General features: G+C 34.8%; 15 protein-coding genes. 13 read left to right on the top strand and 2 right to left on the bottom strand.

All coding sequences use genetic code 11. The features are described 5' to 3' along the window. Positions 1–45: 45 nt before the first annotated feature. Complete coding sequence (cls, locus tag B7R65_RS06830) at positions 46–1239, bottom strand: cardiolipin synthase (RefSeq protein ID WP_088042026.1); 1194 nt, start codon at positions 1237–1239, stop codon at positions 46–48. A gap of 211 nt (positions 1240–1450) precedes the next feature. Between cls and B7R65_RS06825 the strand changes: the two genes are divergently transcribed. The 6 genes from B7R65_RS06825 to B7R65_RS06800 all read left to right on the top strand — a co-directional run bounded on the left by B7R65_RS06825 (position 1451) and on the right by B7R65_RS06800 (position 12528). Then, positions 1451–3568, top strand: a complete 2118-nt coding sequence (locus B7R65_RS06825; RefSeq protein WP_088042025.1) for a (Fe-S)-binding protein — start codon at positions 1451–1453, stop codon at positions 3566–3568. Between the two features lie 132 nt (positions 3569–3700). Beyond that, on the top strand, positions 3701–4879 hold the full coding sequence (locus B7R65_RS06820) for an acetyl-CoA C-acetyltransferase (RefSeq protein WP_088042024.1): 1179 nt from the start codon (positions 3701–3703) through the stop codon (positions 4877–4879). Positions 4880–5243: 364 nt separating this feature from the next. Next, positions 5244–6374 carry an acyl-CoA dehydrogenase gene (locus tag B7R65_RS06815; protein ID WP_088042023.1) on the top strand — a complete coding sequence of 377 codons (1131 nt, stop codon included), beginning with the start codon at positions 5244–5246 and terminating at the stop codon, positions 6372–6374. 96 nt (positions 6375–6470) lie between these two features. After that, positions 6471–9710 carry a fused isobutyryl-CoA mutase/GTPase IcmF gene (icmF, locus tag B7R65_RS06810; protein ID WP_088042022.1) on the top strand — a complete coding sequence of 1080 codons (3240 nt, stop codon included), beginning with the start codon at positions 6471–6473 and terminating at the stop codon, positions 9708–9710. A 335-nt stretch (positions 9711–10045) separates the two neighbouring features. Further along, complete coding sequence (gene rpoE, locus B7R65_RS06805; RefSeq protein WP_088042021.1) at positions 10046–10603, top strand: DNA-directed RNA polymerase subunit delta; 558 nt, start codon at positions 10046–10048, stop codon at positions 10601–10603. Between the two features lie 326 nt (positions 10604–10929). Next, the gene (locus tag B7R65_RS06800) at positions 10930–12528 is read left to right on the top strand and encodes a CTP synthase (RefSeq protein WP_088042020.1); all 1599 of its coding nucleotides are present in this window, start codon (positions 10930–10932) and stop codon (positions 12526–12528) included. Between the two features lie 320 nt (positions 12529–12848). On the opposite strand, the gene B7R65_RS06795 is transcribed toward B7R65_RS06800, so the two are convergent. Continuing rightward, positions 12849–13373: a DUF2529 family protein gene (locus B7R65_RS06795; RefSeq protein ID WP_088042019.1), complete on the bottom strand. Its 525-nt coding sequence runs from the start codon at positions 13371–13373 to the stop codon at positions 12849–12851. A 195-nt stretch (positions 13374–13568) separates the two neighbouring features. Here B7R65_RS06795 and B7R65_RS06790 point away from each other — a divergent pair, with 195 nt between their 5' ends. The 7 genes from B7R65_RS06790 (at position 13569) to B7R65_RS06760 (ending at position 20946) form a co-directional block, all read left to right on the top strand. Beyond that, the gene (locus B7R65_RS06790; protein WP_373419555.1) at positions 13569–13949 is read left to right on the top strand and encodes a response regulator; all 381 of its coding nucleotides are present in this window, start codon (positions 13569–13571) and stop codon (positions 13947–13949) included. Positions 13950–14235: 286 nt separating this feature from the next. After that, the gene (locus B7R65_RS06785) at positions 14236–15090 is read left to right on the top strand and encodes a class II fructose-bisphosphate aldolase (protein WP_088042017.1); all 855 of its coding nucleotides are present in this window, start codon (positions 14236–14238) and stop codon (positions 15088–15090) included. Between the two features lie 510 nt (positions 15091–15600). Next, positions 15601–16899, top strand: a complete 1299-nt coding sequence (locus B7R65_RS06780) for a UDP-N-acetylglucosamine 1-carboxyvinyltransferase (protein WP_088042016.1) — start codon at positions 15601–15603, stop codon at positions 16897–16899. Between the two features lie 187 nt (positions 16900–17086). Beyond that, positions 17087–18052 (top strand): class II fructose-bisphosphatase, encoded by a 966-nt coding sequence (gene glpX, locus B7R65_RS06775; RefSeq protein WP_088042015.1) that lies wholly within the window; start codon positions 17087–17089, stop codon positions 18050–18052. Positions 18053–18435: 383 nt separating this feature from the next. After that, complete coding sequence (rho, locus tag B7R65_RS06770) at positions 18436–19713, top strand: transcription termination factor Rho (protein ID WP_088042014.1); 1278 nt, start codon at positions 18436–18438, stop codon at positions 19711–19713. Between the two features lie 158 nt (positions 19714–19871). Then, positions 19872–20117: a type B 50S ribosomal protein L31 gene (locus B7R65_RS06765; protein ID WP_088042013.1), complete on the top strand. Its 246-nt coding sequence runs from the start codon at positions 19872–19874 to the stop codon at positions 20115–20117. A 211-nt stretch (positions 20118–20328) separates the two neighbouring features. Then, positions 20329–20946 carry a thymidine kinase gene (locus tag B7R65_RS06760; RefSeq protein ID WP_088042012.1) on the top strand — a complete coding sequence of 206 codons (618 nt, stop codon included), beginning with the start codon at positions 20329–20331 and terminating at the stop codon, positions 20944–20946. Positions 20947–21014 lie beyond the last annotated feature (68 nt).

The raw sequence follows: 21014 nt of genomic DNA, 5'->3' as shown, positions 1-21014 counted from the left end.
GTGTACACCTCGAAAATGACACTAAATTCCATTAGTCTTTTTTCGTTACATTAAAGGCGAAAGTAGTTTAGATAGTAACTTTCGAAATTTCCATAAAAGAGTCGTGTTCTTATAATAGGTGATTGGATATGATTTTGTTTGTTCTAAATCCTTCGTAAAAATGTCTTTGATTTTTAAGATAAATGGTGTACTTGTGAAAATACAACTCCATTCATCGTTTATACATAAGCTTCTACGATCAAAATTAACTGAGCCAACATCACAGTAATAATCGTCAATTAACAGTACCTTCGCATGAAAAAAGCCTTTTTGATAATGAAATACCTTACCTCCACCTTCTAAAATTAGAAGAAGATGCGGGAAGGAAGCTTCTTTGACAAGTCTATGATCTTCTTTTTCAGGTACCATTACACAAATAGAAACACCACGATGAAGTGCTGCTAATAGAGCGTTCATTACTTTTTTTGTCGGGATAAAATAAGGAGTACCGATATAAATATGCTTTTCGGCTTTATCAATTAAATCTTTATAGAGTGATTCAATTCGAATAAAATCAGAAGAATAGAAATGGTGCTGGGTATCACCTTTGCACAAGTTATTTGTGCTCGTTAATGGAAATTCTTTACCACCACTTCTTGTCCAGTCTATTAAAAACTGAGCTTGTAAGTCTTTTACACCTTCGCCTGTCATTCTAATATGATAATCTCTCCAATAACCTAGTTCTTCGTTAAATCCTATGTATTCTTTACCAATATTAAAGCCACCAAAATAGCCAATTTGATGATCAATTACAGTGATTTTTCGATGGTTTCGATGTTGAAATCGATAAATTGTATAGGGAAAACCTGTACGTCTATTAAACAGTACTTCCACTCCATTTTCCTTTAACTTTTTGATTCGATTTCGTTTTAATCTAAAGCTACCAATCCAATCGACTAGAAGTCTAACTTGTAATCCTTCATGAGCCTTTTTTTCGAGTAAGGTTAAGAATTTTTCGCTTGTATCATCATTTCGAACAATATAAAACAACATTGAAATGCTTGAACTAGCTTCGCTTATATCATCAAGTAAATGTTTATAAAGAACATTCCCGTCAGTAATTAAAGTCGAATCACTATTTCTATTTTTGAATGGACATGGCCTATCATATTTATGAAATGCCTTGTAACCGAAATAGAGATCTAAAACAGCAAGGAGTATAAGTAAGAGTAGAACAATTAATAAAATAAACAGAAACATTTAGATAACTCCTTTACCTTGAACGTGTTGATAGTATGACCAAATGAAGGATTTTATATGAAAAAGGGCTCAATTATATTGAAAAACTATTGACTGAATACTCATTCATAATATAATAAAAGTATATATTGTCAGAAAATTAATACGGTTATAAATTTTTAAAAAGTAAGCGTTTTATTTGTAGCCGCAAAAAATGGGGGAGGAATACATCATGAATCATGCTCTTTTATACTTGAACGCACTTGGATTTGTAGCACTAACTAGTTATGCAATTTATTTATTCATTTACCTAATTACAACAAGATTAGCTTACATCAAACTTGGTAAAAAAGAAGAGTTTGAACGAAATTACAAAGATCGCTTCCAAAAAATTTGGGTAAATGTATTTGGGCAAAAAAAGCTACTGAAAGATAAGAAAAGTGGATTCATTCACTTATTATTTTTCTACGGGTTTATTTTAGTTCAAGCAGGAGCATTAGATTTTATTTTGAGAGGATTATTCCCGGGTGTTCATTTACCACTTGGTCCGTTATATGGTGCCTTTACATTTTTTGAAGAAATTATTGCATTGTTAATATTAGTTGCAGTAGTTTGGGCGTTCCATAGAAGATATATTGAAAAATTAGTACGTTTAAAAAGAGGCTGGAAAAGTGGGTTAGTACTAATCTTTATCGGCTTATTGATGCTATCTACGTTATTTGGTAATGGTATGGGGTTAATCTGGAATGGAGAAGGAGCAAGTTTTCATGAGCCAATTGCATCGTTAGTAGTTACAATCTTTGGTGGAATTAGCGAACCGTTAGCTGTGTCATTCTTTTATGTTGCTTGGTGGATTCATTTAATTTCATTACTAACTTTCTTAGTTTATGTACCACAATCTAAGCACGCGCACTTACTTGCAGGTCCAGCAAACGTATTTTTCAACCGATTATCAAAGGATGGAAAATTAGAAAAGATTGATTTTGAAGATGAAACACAGGAATCATTTGGTGTAGGGAAAATAAGTGATTTTCGTCAGTCACAGTTAATTGATTTATATGCATGTGTAGAGTGTGGTCGCTGTACAAATGTTTGTCCTGCAACGGCAACAGGAAAAATGCTGTCACCGATGGATCTAATTTTAAAGCTACGTGATCATTTAACTGAAACAGGTGCTGTAGTAACATCTCGCGCTCCTTGGGTTCCAACCGTAGCATTTTCAAAGACAAAAGGAAATCAGCTTGCATTTGCATCTCAAGGAAAGGGACATCAAGAAACTGCAGCAACTTTAGTAGAGTATAGTCCAAGTTTAATTGGGGATGTCATTACAGAAGAGGAAATCTGGGCATGTACTACTTGTCGAAACTGTGAAGACCAATGTCCTGTTATGAATGAGCACGTTGAAAAAATAATTGATTTACGTCGCTATCTTGTTTTAACAGAAGGAAAAATGCAACCAGATGCTCAACGTGCGATGACAAATATCGAACGTCAAGGTAATCCATGGGGACTAAACCGTAAAGATCGTGAAAACTGGAGAGAGCTTGATGAAAGTATTCACATTCCAACGGTAAAAGAAGCACAAAAAGCTGGCGAAGAGATAGAATACTTATTCTGGGTTGGTTCAATGGGTTCGTATGACAACCGTAGTCAAAAAATCGCTTTAGCATTTGCTAAATTAATGAATGAAGCTGGAATTAAATTTGCAATCTTAGGAAATAAAGAGAAAAACTCAGGGGATACACCAAGACGTTTAGGTCAAGAATTCCTTTTCCAGGAACTAGCAAATAATAATATTGCAGAGATAGAAAAAACAGGCGTAAGCAAATTAGTCACGATTGATCCACACGCTTACAATACGTTTAAAAATGAATATCCTGACTTTGGATTATCGATCGAAGTTTACCATCACACAGAATTATTATCTGCATGGGTAAAAGAAGGTAAATTGAAGCCAATACATCAAGTTGAACAAGTCATTACGTATCATGATTCATGCTATTTAGGCCGCTATAATGAAGTTTATGAGGCACCAAGAGATATTCTTCGAGCGATTCCAGGCGTAACTTTAGTTGAAATGGAGCGTAACCGTGAAACAGGTATGTGCTGTGGAGCTGGTGGAGGATTGATGTGGATGGAAGAGCATGTTGGTAATCGAATTAATGTAACTCGAACTGAACAAGCACTTGCAGTTAGCCCAACCGTGATTGGAACGGGTTGTCCATATTGCTTAACGATGTTATCTGATGGTACAAAAGCTAAAGAAGTTGAAGAAAAGGTTCAAACTCTTGATGTGGCAGAACTATTAGAACAATCTATTTTTGGCGACAAGAAAACACAAGCTTCTTAAAAGTTCTAATTGAATCAATCATTCATAAAATATCTATAAAAGGTGTACATCCCGTACACCTTTTACTATGGAAAATTAAAAAAGGATTATTTGAAATAGAAGAGAAGTTAAAAAATTAAGGGGGAATACGAGATGGGTAAAACAGTAATAGTAAGTGCAGTGCGTACACCAATTGGCCGCTTTGGAGGAGCTCTAAAGGAATTTAGCGCATCAGACCTTGGTGGAATAGCAATTCAAGAGGCATTAAAGCAAGTAAATCATCCGCTTGAAAATATTGATGATGTAATTATGGGTAGCGTTTTACAGGGAGGACAAGGACAATTACCTTCAAGACAAGCATTAAGAAAAGCAGGTCTACCTTGGGAAACAAGATCAGAGACAATCAATAAAGTATGTGCTTCAGGTATGAGGAGCGTTATGCTATCAGATTTACTAATTCGCTCAGGCGAAAGTAAAAGGGTAGTAGCAGGCGGGATGGAATCAATGAGCAATACGCCATTTTATCAAACTTCATTAAGATGGGGGAATAAAATGGGGAATGCAGAAATAAAAGACGGTGTACTTTTTGATGGATTGACTTGTTCATTTACTGGAGTACATATGGGGACATACGGTAATAACGTAGCAAGAATAGAAGAACTGTCTCGTGAACAACAAGATGAATGGGCATTAAGAAGTCATGAACTAGCGATTAAAGCAATTAAAGAAGGTAAATTTAAAGATGAAATTGTTTCAATTGAATCGGTAAGTAAAAAAGGAGTCGTTACAAAAATTGATGTAGATGAGTGTCCGAGAGAAGATACATCAATTGAAAGATTAGCTAAGCTATCTCCAGCGTTTGATCGCGATGGTACGATTACAGCTGGGAATGCTCCTGGTATAAATGATGGTGCAGCAGCACTATTATTAATGAGCGAAGAAGAGGCAAGCCTAAATGGATTTAAGCCAATTGCAACAATTCTTGCGACAGAATCAATCGCAGTTGAAGCACAAGATTTTCCTAGAACACCAGGTTATGTGATTCAAAAACTATTACAAAAAACGAATAAACAAGTTTCAGATATTAGCCTTTTTGAAATAAATGAAGCATTTGCAGCAGTTGCCTTAGCGAGTGCAAAAATTGCAGAAATTCCACTAGAAAAAATTAATGTTAATGGTGGAGCAATAGCCTTAGGACATCCGATTGGAGCAAGCGGTGCAAGAATTATTGTATCTCTTATCCATGCGTTAAAAGCTCAAGGCGGAGGACTTGGAATCGCTGCAATTTGTAGTGGTGGTGGTCAAGGAGATGCGGTACTAATAGAGGTATAATAAAGTTCATTGGAACGGATATGCTTGATTCCTGTGGGTGAATACAATTTAAACAATTAATTCATAAAAAATAATCAATTCCAAAAGGGATTGATTATTTTTTATTTTCAAAATTCTACAAAAAATAACAAGGACTTTTTAAGTTTTTGTCTAATATTATATTAAGTAGACTATATTTTAAGCAGTTTGTAATTCATTATGTTAACGCTTACAAATTTCGACAATCTTTAAAAGCCATCGAGCATCTTAAATACCAAACTACTAAATTACTAATTTTATTAGTTAGATGCTTATTCGCACTGCTTATAACGTAGGAAAGTAATTTTTTACCATGAGATAGTAATGATAATGGAGGAAGAAGAGTATGCAATTTCGTCTAAGTGAAGAACATGAAATGATTAGAAAAATGGTAAGAGATTTTGCAAGAAATGAGGTTGCTCCTTCAGCGGCTGAACGTGATGAACTTGAAAAATTTGATCGTAATATTTTTAATCAAATGGCAGAGCTAGGTTTGACGGGGATCCCATTTCCTGAAGAATATGGTGGCATTGGCAGTGATTATTTAGCATATGTTATTGCAGTTGAGGAGCTTTCTAGAGTTTGTGCTTCTACAGGTGTAACACTATCTGCACATACATCTTTAGCTAGCTGGCCAATATATAAATTTGGAACAGAAGAACAAAAACAAAAATATTTAAAGCCATTAGCACAAGGTACAAAGATGGGTGCATATGGTTTAACTGAACCAGGATCTGGATCAGATGCTGGTGGAATGAGAACACATGCTAGAAAAGAAGGAAATGACTATATATTAAATGGCTCAAAAATCTTTATAACAAATGGCGGAGAAGCAGAAATTTATGTTGTTTTCGCTATTACTGATCCAACGAACAAACATGGAATTTCTGCGTTTATCGTTGAAAGTGACACTCCTGGTTTCTCAGTTGGTAAGAAAGAAAGTAAATTAGGAATTCGTTCCTCACCGACTACAGAAATTATTTTTGAAGAGTGTCGCATCCCAGCTGAAAACCTTCTAGGTGAAGAAGGTAAAGGATTTAAAGTTGCAATGCAAACTCTTGATGGCGGTAGAAACGGAATAGCTGCTCAAGCAGTAGGTATTGCTCAAGGTGCTTTAGATGCAGCTGCTGATTATGCAAAAGAAAGAGTACAGTTTGGAAAACCAATCATTGCTCAACAAGGTATTGCATTTAAACTAGCTGATATGGCAACAAGCGTAGAAGCTGCTCGTCTATTAACATACCAAGCTGCTTGGTTAGAATCAAATGGCTTACCATATGGCAAAGAATCTGCTATTTCGAAGTTGTTTGCAGGAGATGCAGCAATGAATGTAACAACTGAGGCGGTTCAAGTGTTTGGTGGATACGGTTATACAAAAGACTATCCAGTTGAAAGATTTATGCGCGATGCTAAAATTACTCAAATTTATGAAGGTACTCAAGAAATTCAAAAACTAGTAATCTCAAGAATGCTATAAAAAATTGATAAAGTTAACTTGGTACTTGGACTTTAGACAGCCCTTTACCAAGTTTTCTTTCTGAAAAAGTATTTATAATTTCGGAGGCTGATTAGTATGGTAGAAAAGTATCAAGCTAAATATAAAATTCGTTTCGTTACAGCTTCAAGCTTATTTGATGGTCATGACGTATCGATTAATATGATTCGAAGATTATTGCAGGAAAATGGTGTCGAAGTTATTCATCTAGGACATAATCGTTCCGTTGAGGAAATTATTAATGCTGCAATCCAAGAGGATGTACAAGGTATTTCTATTTCTTCTTACCAAGGCGGACATATGGAATACTTTAAATATATGTATGATTTGCTTCAAGAAAGAGGAGCTTCTCACATCAAATTATTTGGTGGAGGAGGAGGGGTTATTCTACCTCGAGAGCAAGAAGAATTAGAAGCATATGGAATCACAAAAATCTATTCTCCTGAAGACGGACGTACAATGGGATTACAGGGCATGATTAACCATATGTTACAAAGTACTGATTTTCTTCCTCCTTTAAAGGATATTGAAAATATACAAAGTATAACGGCAAAAAATCATAAAGAGATTGCTAGATTTATTACATTAGCAGAGAACAAAGGGTCAATTGACTCGAGTTTAGAATTGGCAGCAACTTTGGAAAGTACAGCTACAAGCAAAAGTGTAGTAATTGGTATGACAGGTACTGGTGGCGCTGGTAAAAGCTCACTTACAGATGAGTTAGTGCGTCGATTTATTCAAGAATTCCCAGAAAAAACAATTGGAATCGTTTCGATTGATCCAACGAAACGTAAAACTGGTGGTGCCTTATTAGGTGACCGTATTCGTATGAATGCCATTCATCATCCAAATGTTTATATGAGAAGTTTAGCAACAAGAGATAGTCAATCAGAAATCTCTAACGCTCTTGGAGAAGCACTATCTATATTAAAAGCTGCTAATTTTGATATCGTATTTGTTGAAACAAGTGGTATTGGTCAAGGAGATGCTGCTATAACGCAATATAGTGATATTCACTTATATGTAATGACAAGTGAGTTCGGCGCACCTTCGCAGTTAGAAAAAATTGATATGATCGATTTCGCAGATTTAATTGCTATAAACAAATTTGAGCGTCAAGGCTCTGAAGATGCATTACGCTTAGTGCAAAAACAATATCAACGTAGTCGTCATTTATTCCATGATGATTTAGATACAATGCCTGTTTATGGAACAATTGCTAGTCAATTTAATGATGCAGGAACAAATAATTTATTTCTTGCTTTAACAGAGGAAGTTGAGAAAAAGTCAGCAAAAGAATGGAAAACAACTTATATACAACGTGGCAATGTTGAAAAACAACATGTAATTATCCCAAGTAAGCGTCGTTTCTATTTAAGAGAAATTGCTGAAACGGTAAGAAATTACCATGCGAATACTGAAATTGAAGCAGCGAAAGCTTCAAGATTATATCAAATAGAAGGAACAATTGAAGAACTTGAATCAATTGAAGTAGTAGAGGGGAAAGAAACTTTAATTACTTTAAAGAGGAAATTCGAAGATTCCCTTGCTCCTTCAACAAAACAAGCACTGGATCACTTTAAATTAATTAAAGAAGCTTATACAAAAGATCAATTAACTCAAAAAATTAGAGACAAAGAAATTACAATTGAATTAACAACTAAAACACTATCAGGTACGAAAATTCCTAAAGTATCGGTTCCTACTTATCGTGACTATGGTGACTTATTAAGATGGGTAGCAAAAGAGAATGTTCCTGGCTATTTCCCATTTACAGCAGGTGTATTCCCATTCAAGCGTCAAGATGAGGATCCGAAGAGACAGTTTGCTGGAGAAGGACCACCTAGCCGTACAAATAAACGTTTCCACTATCTTTGTGAAAATGACCCAGCTAAACGCTTAAGTACTGCGTTTGACTCGGTTACTTTATACGGAGAAGATCCAGCTATTCGACCTGATATTTTCGGGAAAGTTGGAGAGAGTGGAGTAAGCGTTTGTACATTGGACAATATGATTGAACTTTATAGAGGATTTGATTTATGTAATCCTTTAACATCCGTTTCAATGACAATTAACGGACCAGCGCCGATTATATTAGCAATGTTTTTAAATACTGCGATTCATCAGCAAGTTGAAATAAAAGAACAAGAGTTAGGTCGTATCTTAACTGTTGAAGAGTTTATGAATGTAAAAACAAAGACTTTACAAACAGTACGTGGAACTGTTCAGGCAGATATCTTAAAAGAAGACCAAGGACAAAACACATGTATATTCTCCACTGAATTTGCACTTAAAATGATGGGAGATATTCAACAATACTTTATCGATAATAGCGTGCGAAATTATTATTCTGTTTCAATTTCTGGCTATCACATAGCAGAAGCTGGAGCAAATCCAATTTCACAACTAGCCTTTACATTATCAAATGGATTTACTTATGTTGAGTATTATTTAAGTAGAGGTATGAATATTGATGAATTTGCACATAATTTATCTTTCTTCTTCAGCAATGGTTTAGATGCGGAATATTCAGTAATAGGCCGTGTTGCAAGACGTATTTGGGCTGTAGCGATGAAAGAAAAATATGGGGCGTCAGAAAGAAGCCAAAAACTTAAATATCATGTTCAAACATCAGGTCGTTCTTTACATGCTCAAGAAATGGCGTTCAATGATATTCGTACAACTTTACAGGCGTTAATGGCCTTGTATGATAATTGTAATTCTCTTCATACAAATGCATATGATGAGGCAGTTACAACTCCTACAGAGGAATCTGTTCGACGAGCGATGGCTATTCAACTCATTATCCAAAAAGAGAATGGTCTATCAAAAAATGAAAATCCTATCCAAGGTTCATTTATTATCGAACAACTAACAGATTTAGTAGAAGAAGCGGTGTTAAAAGAATTTGAAAGACTTAGCGATCGTGGTGGAGTTCTAGGAGCGATGGAGCTTCAATATCAACGTGGAAAAATACAAGAGGAATCTTTATATTACGAAACGTTAAAACATAATGGAGAGCTACCGATAATCGGAGTTAACTCATACATTAATCCAAATGAGCAAATGGAATCGATAAATACAATGGAGATTGCAAGAGCTAGTTATGATGAAAAACAATCTCAAATTGATCATGTGGCAGAATTCCAAAATCATAATCGATCAGAAGCGACAATTGCGTTAGAGCAGTTAAAACGTGTAGCTCGTCAAAATGGCAATTTATTTGAGGAATTAATGAATACTGTTAAAGTAGCAAGTTTAGGCCAAATCACTCAAGCGCTATATGAGGTTGGCGGACAGTATCGAAGAAATATGTAATAAAGATGTTTAAGTATGTCTAGTTCCGCAAGCTCATCGGTAATATTCTATTAATCTTCGAAGTGGAACGTACGCCACTTCTTCAGATAAATGGAGATATTTCCTTCAGAGCTGGGCGAGCTTGCTCCACATTTCAAATGAGCGTCGTTATGACGCTCATTTTTATCATTTTCATGAAAAATTGCTGTAATATTGAAAAATATAGTCTAGGTGCTAGCATATTTAACATACTTTTGTTTATAATGAAAGATATGTATTTTATAACTAACAAGTAAAATTTATACATAATGTATTGGATTTACGTTGAAAATAATATGTTTAAAGGAGTGCTTACCTTGAGTTTAAAGCAATACTCGGAAGAGCAATTAAAAGAATTATCACTAATTGAATTATCATATGAACTTTTTTCTGAAACAAAAGAGCCATTTTCTTTTTATGACTTAGTTGACCGTATGGCAACTGAATTAGGAGTAACTAGAGATGAACTTTTAGAAAAGCTTCCTCAATTTTATACTGAATTAAATATTGATGGTCGTTTTGTATGTTTAGGAGAAACTCGCTGGGGTCTACGTGCTTGGTATCCATATGATCAAGCAGAAGAAGAAGTATTGCCAGTTGCGAAACCTAAGAAGAAACGTGCTAAAAAATTCGAAGACGATGATGAATTTGCTGAATACGATGCTTCAGAAGAAGATGAGTTTGAAGAAGATGAAGATTTAGTTGAGTTAGATGAACTTGATGAAGATCTTGCGGATGAAGTAGTTGATGTATTCGAAGACGATGATATCGATGAAGATGAAGACGAAGATTTAGACTTAGTCGACGAAGATTTAGAACTTGAAGATGACGAAGACGAAGAATTAGAGGAAATTGATGAGGAAGAAGAACTATAAGTTCTTGACTTTTTTATGGTGAATGAGTAGAATTCTTATTGGGCTCTTTAAAAAAGAACGAAACATATTTGACGCTCCCTATTTTATATAGGGGGCGTCTTTATTTTTTTTACGGAAAGCTTGGAATATAAAGTATTATGAATGTTTTTATTTAGTCGATCCGAAATGATATATCAGAAGTACTTGCATGAAACAAACCTATTTTGGACGACAATAAAGCATACGTAAAATTAAGTTGTTAATTAATTTTTTATTAAAGTTTAGCTTTGTAATTTCTAGTAAAGAAAAAATAAAATACGAATGCTAAAAAATGAAAGGGGCTCAATATGACAAAGTATATTTTCGTAACAGGTGGCGTAGTTTCTTCTTTAGGTAAAGGAATTGTTGCAGCATCACTAGGAAGACTATTAAAAAGCAGAGGTTTAAATGTAACAATTCAAAAGTTTGATCCGTATATCAACTTAGATCCAGGAACAATGAGTCCTTATCAACACGGTGAAGTTTTTGTAACAGATGATGGAGCGGAAACAGATTTAGATTTAGGTCATTATGAAAGATTTGTTGATATTAATGTTAATAAATTTAGTAATGTAACTTGCGGTAAAGTATATTCAACAGTTTTACAAAAAGAACGTCGTGGAGACTATCTAGGTGGAACAGTACAAGTAATTCCTCATATTACAAATGAAATTAAAGATAAAGTATTCCGTGCAGGTCGTGAAACGAATGCGGATGTAGTAATTACTGAAATTGGTGGAACAGTTGGAGATATCGAATCATTACCATTCATCGAAGCAATTCGTCAAATTAAAGGTGATGTTGGCCGTGATAACGTAATGTATGTTCACTGTACTCTACTTCCTTATATTAAAGCAGCAGGTGAGTTAAAAACAAAACCAACTCAACATAGTGTAAAAGAACTTCGTAGCATTGGAATTCAACCAAATGTGATCGTATTACGTTCAGAAACATCTGTACCACAAGAAATGAAAGATAAAATCGCTCAATTCTGTGATGTAGATGCAAAAGATGTTATTGAATGTGTGGATGCTGAAACACTTTACGAAATCCCATTGGCTTTACAAGCACAAGGATTAGACGATATTGTTTGTGAGCATTTAAAATTAAAAACAAATAAAGCAGATATGACAGAATGGATTGCACTTGTTGATAAAGTTAAAAACCTTTCTAATACAACTAAAATTGCTCTTGTGGGTAAATATGTTGAATTACAAGATGCATATATTTCTGTTGCAGAAGCTTTAAAACATGCAGGATATGCATTCGATAGCGAAATCGAAATTAAATGGATTAATGCAGAGGAAGTAACTACGAACAATGTTACTGAATTATTAAGTGATGTTGATGGAATCTTAGTGCCAGGTGGGTTTGGAGATCGTGGTGTTGAAGGTAAGATTTTAACAGCTCAATTTGCTCGTGAAAACAATGTTCCTTTCTTAGGAATTTGTTTAGGTATGCAAATTGCTTCGATTGAATTTGCTAGAAATGTTTTAAGCATGAATGGAGCTCATTCAGCGGAAATCGATCCAACAACAAACTATCCAATTATTGACCTATTACCTGAACAAAAAGATGTTGAAGATTTAGGTGGGACATTACGTCTTGGTCTATATCCTTGTAAACTGGTTGAAGGTTCTAAGGCATTTGAAGCATACGGGGAAGAGGTTGTTTATGAGCGTCACCGTCACCGTTATGAGTTCAATAATGAGTACCGTCAACAAATGGAACAAGCAGGCTTTATTTTCTCGGGAACAAGTCCTGACGGTCGTTTAGTGGAGATTATTGAGCTTCCTAACCACCCATGGTTTGTAGCATCACAATTCCACCCAGAATTCATTTCTCGTCCGAATAGACCACAACCACTATTCAGAGACTTCATTGGCGCATCTTTAGCTAATAAATAAGAAAAGTAGAAAAAGCTTGTTCAGCTCTGAAGGGATTATCTCCATGGACCAGAAGAAGTGTCGAACTTTGCACTTCAATGGTCTATGGAATAATACCGAAGAGCTAGCTTTTGAAACTGGACAATAAGAAAAGTAGAAAAAGCTTGTTCAGCTCTGAAGGGATTATCTCCATGGACCAGAAGAAGTGTCGAACTTTCCACTTCAATGGTCTATGGAATAATACCGAAGAGCTAGCTTTTGGCACCAGACAATAAGAAAAGTGGAAGGCGTTTTGCCTGAAAAAAAATCACCCAACTCAAATTAGTTGGGTGATTTTTTTCTTACTCATAATCTGCAAGTATTTCATTTATGGTTAACAATAAACAATGATAAATAAATAAACCAATAAGTAAACTAGGGTAGCCAATTCGGTCACCTTCATCGGTCGGAACAAGTTTGCGTGTTAATTCATAATTGATAAATACATCAGCTAAATCAGATAAAGAGTCTTCATTATCTGAAGTGGTTGAAACGATGACTAGTCCAATAGATGAATCTGATAGGTTCTTAGCGATTTCAATTGCTTCTAAATCATCTGTTTGTCTTGTAAATAAAAGTACTCTATCAACAGTTGATAAGTTCTGAATTTCTCCATTTATAAATAGAGGCTCAATTGAATTGATTTGATCTGCACCATAAGCAACTTCTGAACTGATTCCGTTAAATTCTTTCGTACCATGAACAAAAACCTTACCTTCACCAATCATTGCTTGTGCTAAAAAGCGGGCAGCATCTTCAAATACTTCTTCATTCTTTAAGATCTTTTGAAAAACACCGGTAAGTTGGGTTGTAAAAATTTTTAACATTTATTAAACTCCTCTTAAAAATGTATGTTCTAACCATTATACTGTAACTAGAGGTTAACATAAAATTTAACAGAATTAATTTATTGTAAAATTTTATAGAAATATGCAGGAAAATAGGACATCTAAATAGAATGTAAAAATTTAGGGGATTTTGTATTTTTAGGAAATCTATCTTGGTTAAGGAAGGTGGTACTAATTTTGGGAATTAAATTATTAATTGTAGATGATCAGTACGGAATTCGTTTATTACTACATGAAATTTTCAAAAAAGAAGGCTATGAAGTGTTTCAAGCTGCGAACGGTTTTCAAGCAATCGATATTGTTATAAAAGATTGTCCCGACTTAGTTATTCTTGATATGAAAATACCAGGTATGGATGGAGTAGAAATTTTAAAACGAATTAAAGAAATCAACAAGGAAATTAAAGTCATTTTAATGACTGCTTACGGTGAATTAGATATTATTGAAGAAGCAAAAAAACTAGGTGCTCTTCGCTATTTTCCAAAACCATTTGATATCGATGAAATTAAGAAAGTGGTTAGGGAGCATACTTCACAACCTCAAACTCTTAAGTAACTTAGCAGATGGCTAGCAAACCATCTGCTTTTATTTTATTTTGTAAGCGTTTTCGGAAAAAACGTATAAAATTGATTGGAAATCGACAAATTCAATTGAAATGTTACGATAATACGAACATTAGGTGATATTTGTTGTTTTTTCATAGCATTTTTTGTATTCTAAGTATGTGATATAAGTACCTAATAAATTACATAATATAGAGCATTTTGTGCATTCTATTCTTGTTAGTAAATTATAGGTACAGTAATTAAATATATATAAATGGTTAGAAGGAGGGCTTGTAATGCCTTTAGTATCTATGACTGAAATGCTTAACAAAGCAAAAGAAGGTAAATATGCAGTTGGTCAATACAATATCAATAACTTAGAATGGACTTATGCTATTCTTACTGCTGCTGAAAGAGAACAATCTCCAGTAATCCTTGGTGTATCTGAGGGTGCAGCAAAGTATATGGGCGGATTTAATACTGTTGTAAAAATGGTAGAAGGTCTATTAATTGATTTAAAAGTAACTGTGCCAGTTGCAATTCACTTAGATCACGGTTCTAGCTTTGACGCATGTAAAGCAGCTATCGATGCTGGTTTTACTTCTGTTATGATTGATGCTTCACATGATCCTTTTGAACAAAATGTTGAAACAACTAAAAAAGTTGTTGAATACGCACATTCAAAAGGTGTTTCTGTTGAAGCTGAGTTAGGAACTGTTGGTGGACAAGAAGATCACGTTATTGGTGATATTATCTATGCTAACCCAGCAGAATGTAAAGAATTAGTAGAGCGTACTGGTATTGATTGCCTTGCTCCAGCACTAGGTTCTGTTCATGGACCTTACAAAGGTGAACCAAAATTAGGTTTCGATGAAATGGAACAAGTCGGTAAAGAAACAAATGTACCATTAGTATTACATGGTGGAACAGGTATTCCTACTGACCAAATTCAAAAAGCTATTGCACGCGGAACTGCTAAGATTAACGTTAATACTGAAAATCAAATTGCATTCAATAAAGCTGTTCGTGAATTCGTTGCTAATGATGCAAAGCAATATGATCCTCGTAAAGTTCTTGGACCAGGTCGTGAAGCAATCATCGCAACTGTTTCTGGAAAAATTCGTGAATTCGGTACTAGCAACAAAGCATAATTTTTCACTATTTAAACTAAAATATCTAATATTTTTAACAACCAAAACCGTCTAAATTAATTTAGGCGGTTTTATTTTTCACTAATTTAAACAATAAGACTTGATGATATTAGACAAAAATGAGTAGAATTAGGAGTAGAGTAAAAAAAGATTCCAAATACGTATTATTTCAACTATTTTATGACTGTCCTTCTTTGCAAAAACCTTCTAAGGTTAAATAATATGTACTAGATATATATTTTGTTAAAAGTGTACAAGCAAAGTTATTTCTTCCGTTAACAGAAAGTGACCTAATAATATTTTAAGGGAATTTCAATATTCGCAAACATCAAAGTGAAAGCGTATTTAAGATTAAGTGAATAATCTTAATCAGGTTTGCGTCTAAAGTATAAACTTAGGTTAGAGAAATAGAAAATTGGAGAAAATAGGTAGAAGTTAATCGAGATTTGAGAAATACGATTTCTTACTTCTCTCCCTATTTTCTTCTGCTCAATAAGAAGGGAGTATGCTATGGAAAAGCTTGTAATAGAAGGCGGTATACCTTTAAAAGGGACAATTCGAGTTAGCGGTGCCAAAAATAGTGCAGTAGCATTAATTCCTGCGACAATATTAGCAAGTTCACCTGTAACACTTGAAGGTGTTCCTTCTATTTCAGATGTTGACACTTTATGTGACCTGTTGGAGGAAATTGGCGGTAACGTAGAGATGTCTGATGAAAAAATAATTATAGACCCACGAAATATGGTTGCCATGCCACTTCCGAGTGGAAAAGTTAAAAAACTTCGAGCATCATATTATTTAATGGGTGCAATGTTAGGTAGATTTAAGCAAGCGGTTATTGGTTTACCAGGTGGATGTTATCTTGGACCAAGACCTATCGATCAGCATATAAAAGGTTTTGAAGCACTCGGGGCAAAAGTAACAAATGAACAAGGTGCAATTTATTTGCGAGCAGAAGAGTTAAAGGGTGCTAGAATTTATTTAGATGTAGTAAGTGTAGGAGCAACAATAAATATCATGCTAGCAGCAGTTTTAGCTAATGGTAGAACTGTTATTGAGAATGCTGCAAAAGAACCTGAAATCGTTGATGTAGCTACTTTGCTGACAAGTATGGGAGCTAGAATTAAAGGTGCAGGTACAGACGTTATTCGAATTGATGGGGTAGAGTCGTTATCTGGTTGTACACATACGATTATTCCAGATCGAATCGAAGCAGGTACTTATGCTGTTTTAGCAGCTGCTACTGTGAAAGATGGGGACAAAGTTATTGTTGATAATGTTATTCCTCATCATTTAGAGTCTCTTATTGCAAAAATGAGAGAAATGAATATCGAAATTGATACAAATGATGATCAAATTATCGTAACAGGAACAAATAAACCTTTAAAATCTGTTGATATTAAAACATTGGTTTATCCAGGTTTTCCGACAGACCTTCAACAACCTTTTTCTGTACTGTTAACAAAAGCAAATGGTACAGCTGTTATCACAGATACCATTTATGGTGCTCGATTTAAGCATATCGATGAGCTTAGAAGAATGAGTGCAGCAATTAAAGTTGAAGGAAGTACTGCGATTATCTCGGGACCGATTGATTTACAAGGTGGTCGTGTAAAAGCAAGTGACTTAAGGGCTGGTGCTGCTCTTGTTATTGCTGGACTTATCGCTGAAGGTAAGACAGAGCTAACAGGCTTAGAGCATGTAGATAGAGGCTATGAAGACTTAGTTGAAAAGCTGTTAGGATTAGGGGCAAACGTTTGGCGAGTTCAGCTAACGAAGCAAGAGTTGGAGCAATTAAAAAACGCTTAAAAAGTTATCTACATATCCTGGATTTCTAAAACGAAAAATAGATATGTTCAAATAATATTTGTGTTTGTGAAGTCGCATCATTTCAATCGGAAAATATAATAGCAAAGCTATCCTTTGTCTTTGACTAGTTATTGATGATTAGAAAATGAATAAGTGACAATACATTTCTTATAAGGGGGAGTTAGAAGTGGAGAGAAGTTTATCGATGGAGTTAGTACGTGTTACTGAGGCAGCAGCACTCGCTTCTGCAAAGTGGATGGGTCTTGGAAAAAAAGATGAGGCCGATGATGCAGCAACAACTGCAATGCGTGATGTATTTGATACCATTCCAATGAAAGGTACAGTTGTCATTGGAGAAGGTGAAATGGACGAAGCACCAATGCTTTATATTGGTGAAAAACTTGGGAATGGATATGGTCCAAGAGTGGATGTAGCAGTTGATCCTCTTGAAGGAACAAATATCGTAGCATCAGGTGGATGGAACGCTTTAGCTGTAATTGCAATTGCTGATCATGGTAATCTATTACATGCTCCTGATATGTACATGGAGAAAATCGCTGTAGGTCCTGAAGCTGTAGGGAAAATTGATATTAATGCTTCGGTACTTGAAAACCTTACGGCTGTTGCTGAGGCAAAAGGAAAAAATATAAATGAAGTTGTAGCAACTGTATTAAATAGAGAACGTCATGCTAAGTTAATTGAGGAAATCCGTGAAGCAGGAGCTCGAATCAAATTAATTAATGATGGTGATGTAGCAGGAGCGATTAATACTGCATTCGATCATACAGGCGTTGACATATTATTTGGTAGTGGCGGTGCTCCTGAAGGGGTAATTTCAGCTGTTGCATTAAAATGCTTAGGTGGAGAACTTCAAGGTAAGCTATTACCTCAAAATGAAGAAGAAATTGCTCGTTGTAAACGAATGGGTATTGAAGATCCAGACCGAGTATTATACATGGACGACCTAGTAAAAGGTGATGATGCAATCTTTGCAGCTACAGGTGTAACTGATGGTGAATTATTAAGAGGTGTACAATACAAAGGGAATGTTGGAACAACTCATTCATTAGTAATGCGCGCAAAATCAGGAACTGTTCGCTTCGTAGATGGACGTCATAGTTTAAACAAAAAACCGAACTTAGTTATTAAGTAAGAATCACAACATATCTAAATAAGGTTTCTTTCTAAAAGATTGAAAACTAGAATATCCATATTTAATCGCAACAATGTTTATGAAAAAAGCCTTTAAAAATGAAATATTAATTTACTAGCATAATAACTCTTTCCTATATTTACCAAAGGAAAGAGTTATTACTTGTATTAATAGAAAAATAGTTGGCATAAAAAACCCTTTCGAATTATAATCTCAATAGATAGTAAACCTATTAATTCTAATTACTTAGAATATTTTTAGGGGAAAAGGTTACACTAAAGAATAAATTACTTTATGTAAGTTTCCTTCAAAAAACCTTCTAAATAACCTTCCGAATTAAGAAAATCCTAAAATGAATGAAAAAAAGTAAAGAGTGGTGTTGTATGAGTTTAACAATCTCTGCATTAGAAAATATGAAATTAAAAGATTTGTATGAACATGCGAAAGTAATGAAAATTTCGTATTACAGCAAATTAACAAAAAAGGAATTAATATTTGCCATCCTTAAAGCGCAGGCTGAAAAAGATGGATTATTATTCATGGAAGGTGTACTTGAAATTATACCTTCAGAAGGCTACGGTTTCTTACGCCCAATAAATTATTCACCGAGTTCGGAGGATATTTATATTTCTGCATCTCAAATTCGCCGATTTGATATGCGAAATGGAGATAAAGTTTCCGGAAAAGTTCGTCCACCAAAAGAAAATGAAAGATATTTTGGATTGCTACAAGTAGAAGCGGTTAATGGTGATGATCCTGAAAATGCAAAAGAACGAGTTCATTTTCCTGGCCTAACTGCTTTATATCCAAACAGACAAATGAAGCTTGAAACATCCCCTGCTAAGTTTTCAACTAGGATCATCGATATGATTGCCCCAGTAGGATTTGGACAACGTGGATTAATTGTTGCACCTCCAAAAGCAGGTAAGACGGAATTATTAAAAGAAATCGCAAACAGTATTACAACAAACCATCCGGATGCAGAACTAATTGTGTTACTTATTGATGAACGACCTGAAGAAGTAACAGATATTGAGCGTTCTGTTAAAGGTGATGTTGTCAGTTCTACATTTGATGAAACACCTGATAGTCATATAAAAGTGGCAGAATTAGTGCTTGAGCGAGCAATGAGACTTGTTGAACATAAAAAAGATGTAATTATTTTAATGGATAGTATTACTCGTCTTGCACGCGCTTACAACTTAGTCATTCCACCAAGTGGACGTACATTATCTGGGGGAATTGACCCAGCTGCATTTCATCGTCCTAAGAGGTTTTTTGGAGCAGCTCGTAACATCGAGGAGGGTGGTAGCTTAACAATATTAGCTACGGCATTAATCGATACAGGTTCTCGAATGGATGATGTAATTTACGAAGAATTTAAAGGTACTGGTAATATGGAACTTCATCTAGATCGTTCTTTAGCAGAACGAAGAATCTTCCCAGCGATTGATATTCGTCGCTCTGGTACTCGTAAAGAAGATCTGTTAATACCAAAAGATCATCTGGACAAGCTATGGTTAATGCGTAAAACAATGTCAGATATACCTGACTTCGTTGAACGTTACTTCAGAATGATGCGTCAAACAAAAACAAATGAAGAATTTTTCAATACAATGACCGAGGAAAGTAAAAAAACACCAGTTACAAATAAATACTAGTTGGTAAATATAAGCATCCTATTCAAAAAATAGTGGGTTGCAATCTCCCGGGTTAGTTGCTATAATTTCATTTGTATGTGAAATATAAATTATGTGGAATACACATGATTTTTATAACTCTGATTTCAAGGATTTCAGGGCGGAAGGAGATGAAAAACATGAAAGCAAATATTCATCCTGATTACAAGAAAGTCGTGTTTATGGATATTAACACTGGCTTCAAATTCTTAAGCGGATCAACAAAATATTCTAGCGAAACAATCGAATGGGAAGATGGTAACACTTACCCTCTTATCAAAGTTGAGGTTTCTTCTGATTCTCACCCATTCTACACTGGTCGTCAGAAATTTGCTAACGCTGCAGGACGTGTTGAACGTTTCAACAAAAAATACGGCCTTAAGTAATATTGATGAAAAGCAGGCGAGTTATTGCTACTTTGCCTGCTTTTTTTACGCATTTATGGTCAAATAACTTAAATATTTCATTCAAATAGAAGAATTTTAATATAGATTAATACGAAAATTACACTGAAGATGTTAAATCATAAATTTCAGTGGAATGAACAAAAATAATTCCAATTAGACATAGTACTGATTTAGAAAGGTGAGACTTTTAATGTTTATGATGAGAAAAAATGGTTGGATTGAAATGATTTGCGGTAGTATGTTTTCAGGTAAATCAGAGGAGCTGATCCGCCGTGTTCGTCGTACACAGTTTGCAAAACAAAGTTGTGTAACATTTAAACCTTCGATTGATAATAGATATAGTGAAGTAGAAGTGGTGTCTCACACAGGCATGAAAGTACCTGCTTATGCAGTATCACATTCATCTAATATACTTAAATATGCAACAGAAGAAGTTGAAGTAGTAGCGATAGATGAGATTCAATTTTTTGACGATGAAATCGTGTCTATTGTTCAACAGCTAGCGAATATGGGGAAAAGAGTAATCTGTGCAGGTCTTGATCAAGATTTTAGAGGATTACCATTCGGTAAAGTGCCTGAACTAATGGCGATTGCTGAGCATGTAACAAAATTAAATGCAGTATGTGCTTCATGTAGTTCACCAGCCAGTAGAACCCAACGTTTAATTAATGGCAAACCGGCTCTATTCGAAGATCCTATTATTTTAGTTGGAGCTTCAGAATCGTACGAACCAAGATGCCGCCACTGTCACGAAGTTCCTACAAAAACTACACAACCAGAACCAGCCTTCCAAAATCAAAATGACTAAGATACACTTGCTTGAAAATAAAGATTTTTGACAATATACTAAAGAAGTGTGGAAGCGGGCAATAAATA

Origin of the sequence: Bacillus sp. EAC, from assembly GCF_002156875.1 — a bacterium.
Classification (GTDB): Bacteria; Bacillota; Bacilli; order Bacillales; family Bacillaceae_G; genus Gottfriedia.
The sequence above is the reverse complement of the archived record's forward strand: the minus strand, read 5'-3'. Positions and strand labels throughout refer to the sequence as shown.

Coding starts and splice junctions, on each gene's coding strand:
- B7R65_RS06825 (WP_088042025.1), top strand. CDS start 1,451: ATGAATCATGCTCTTTTATACTTGAACGCACTTGGATTTGTAGCACTA.
- B7R65_RS06820 (WP_088042024.1), top strand. CDS start 3,701: ATGGGTAAAACAGTAATAGTAAGTGCAGTGCGTACACCAATTGGCCGC.
- B7R65_RS06780 (WP_088042016.1), top strand. CDS start 15,601: ATGGAAAAGCTTGTAATAGAAGGCGGTATACCTTTAAAAGGGACAATT.
- B7R65_RS06815 (WP_088042023.1), top strand. CDS start 5,244: ATGCAATTTCGTCTAAGTGAAGAACATGAAATGATTAGAAAAATGGTA.
- icmF (WP_088042022.1), top strand. CDS start 6,471: ATGGTAGAAAAGTATCAAGCTAAATATAAAATTCGTTTCGTTACAGCT.
- cls (WP_088042026.1), bottom strand. CDS start 1,239: ATGTTTCTGTTTATTTTATTAATTGTTCTACTCTTACTTATACTCCTT.
- B7R65_RS06765 (WP_088042013.1), top strand. CDS start 19,872: ATGAAAGCAAATATTCATCCTGATTACAAGAAAGTCGTGTTTATGGAT.
- B7R65_RS06785 (WP_088042017.1), top strand. CDS start 14,236: ATGCCTTTAGTATCTATGACTGAAATGCTTAACAAAGCAAAAGAAGGT.
- B7R65_RS06795 (WP_088042019.1), bottom strand. CDS start 13,373: ATGTTAAAAATTTTTACAACCCAACTTACCGGTGTTTTTCAAAAGATC.
- B7R65_RS06800 (WP_088042020.1), top strand. CDS start 10,930: ATGACAAAGTATATTTTCGTAACAGGTGGCGTAGTTTCTTCTTTAGGT.
- rho (WP_088042014.1), top strand. CDS start 18,436: ATGAGTTTAACAATCTCTGCATTAGAAAATATGAAATTAAAAGATTTG.
- B7R65_RS06760 (WP_088042012.1), top strand. CDS start 20,329: ATGTTTATGATGAGAAAAAATGGTTGGATTGAAATGATTTGCGGTAGT.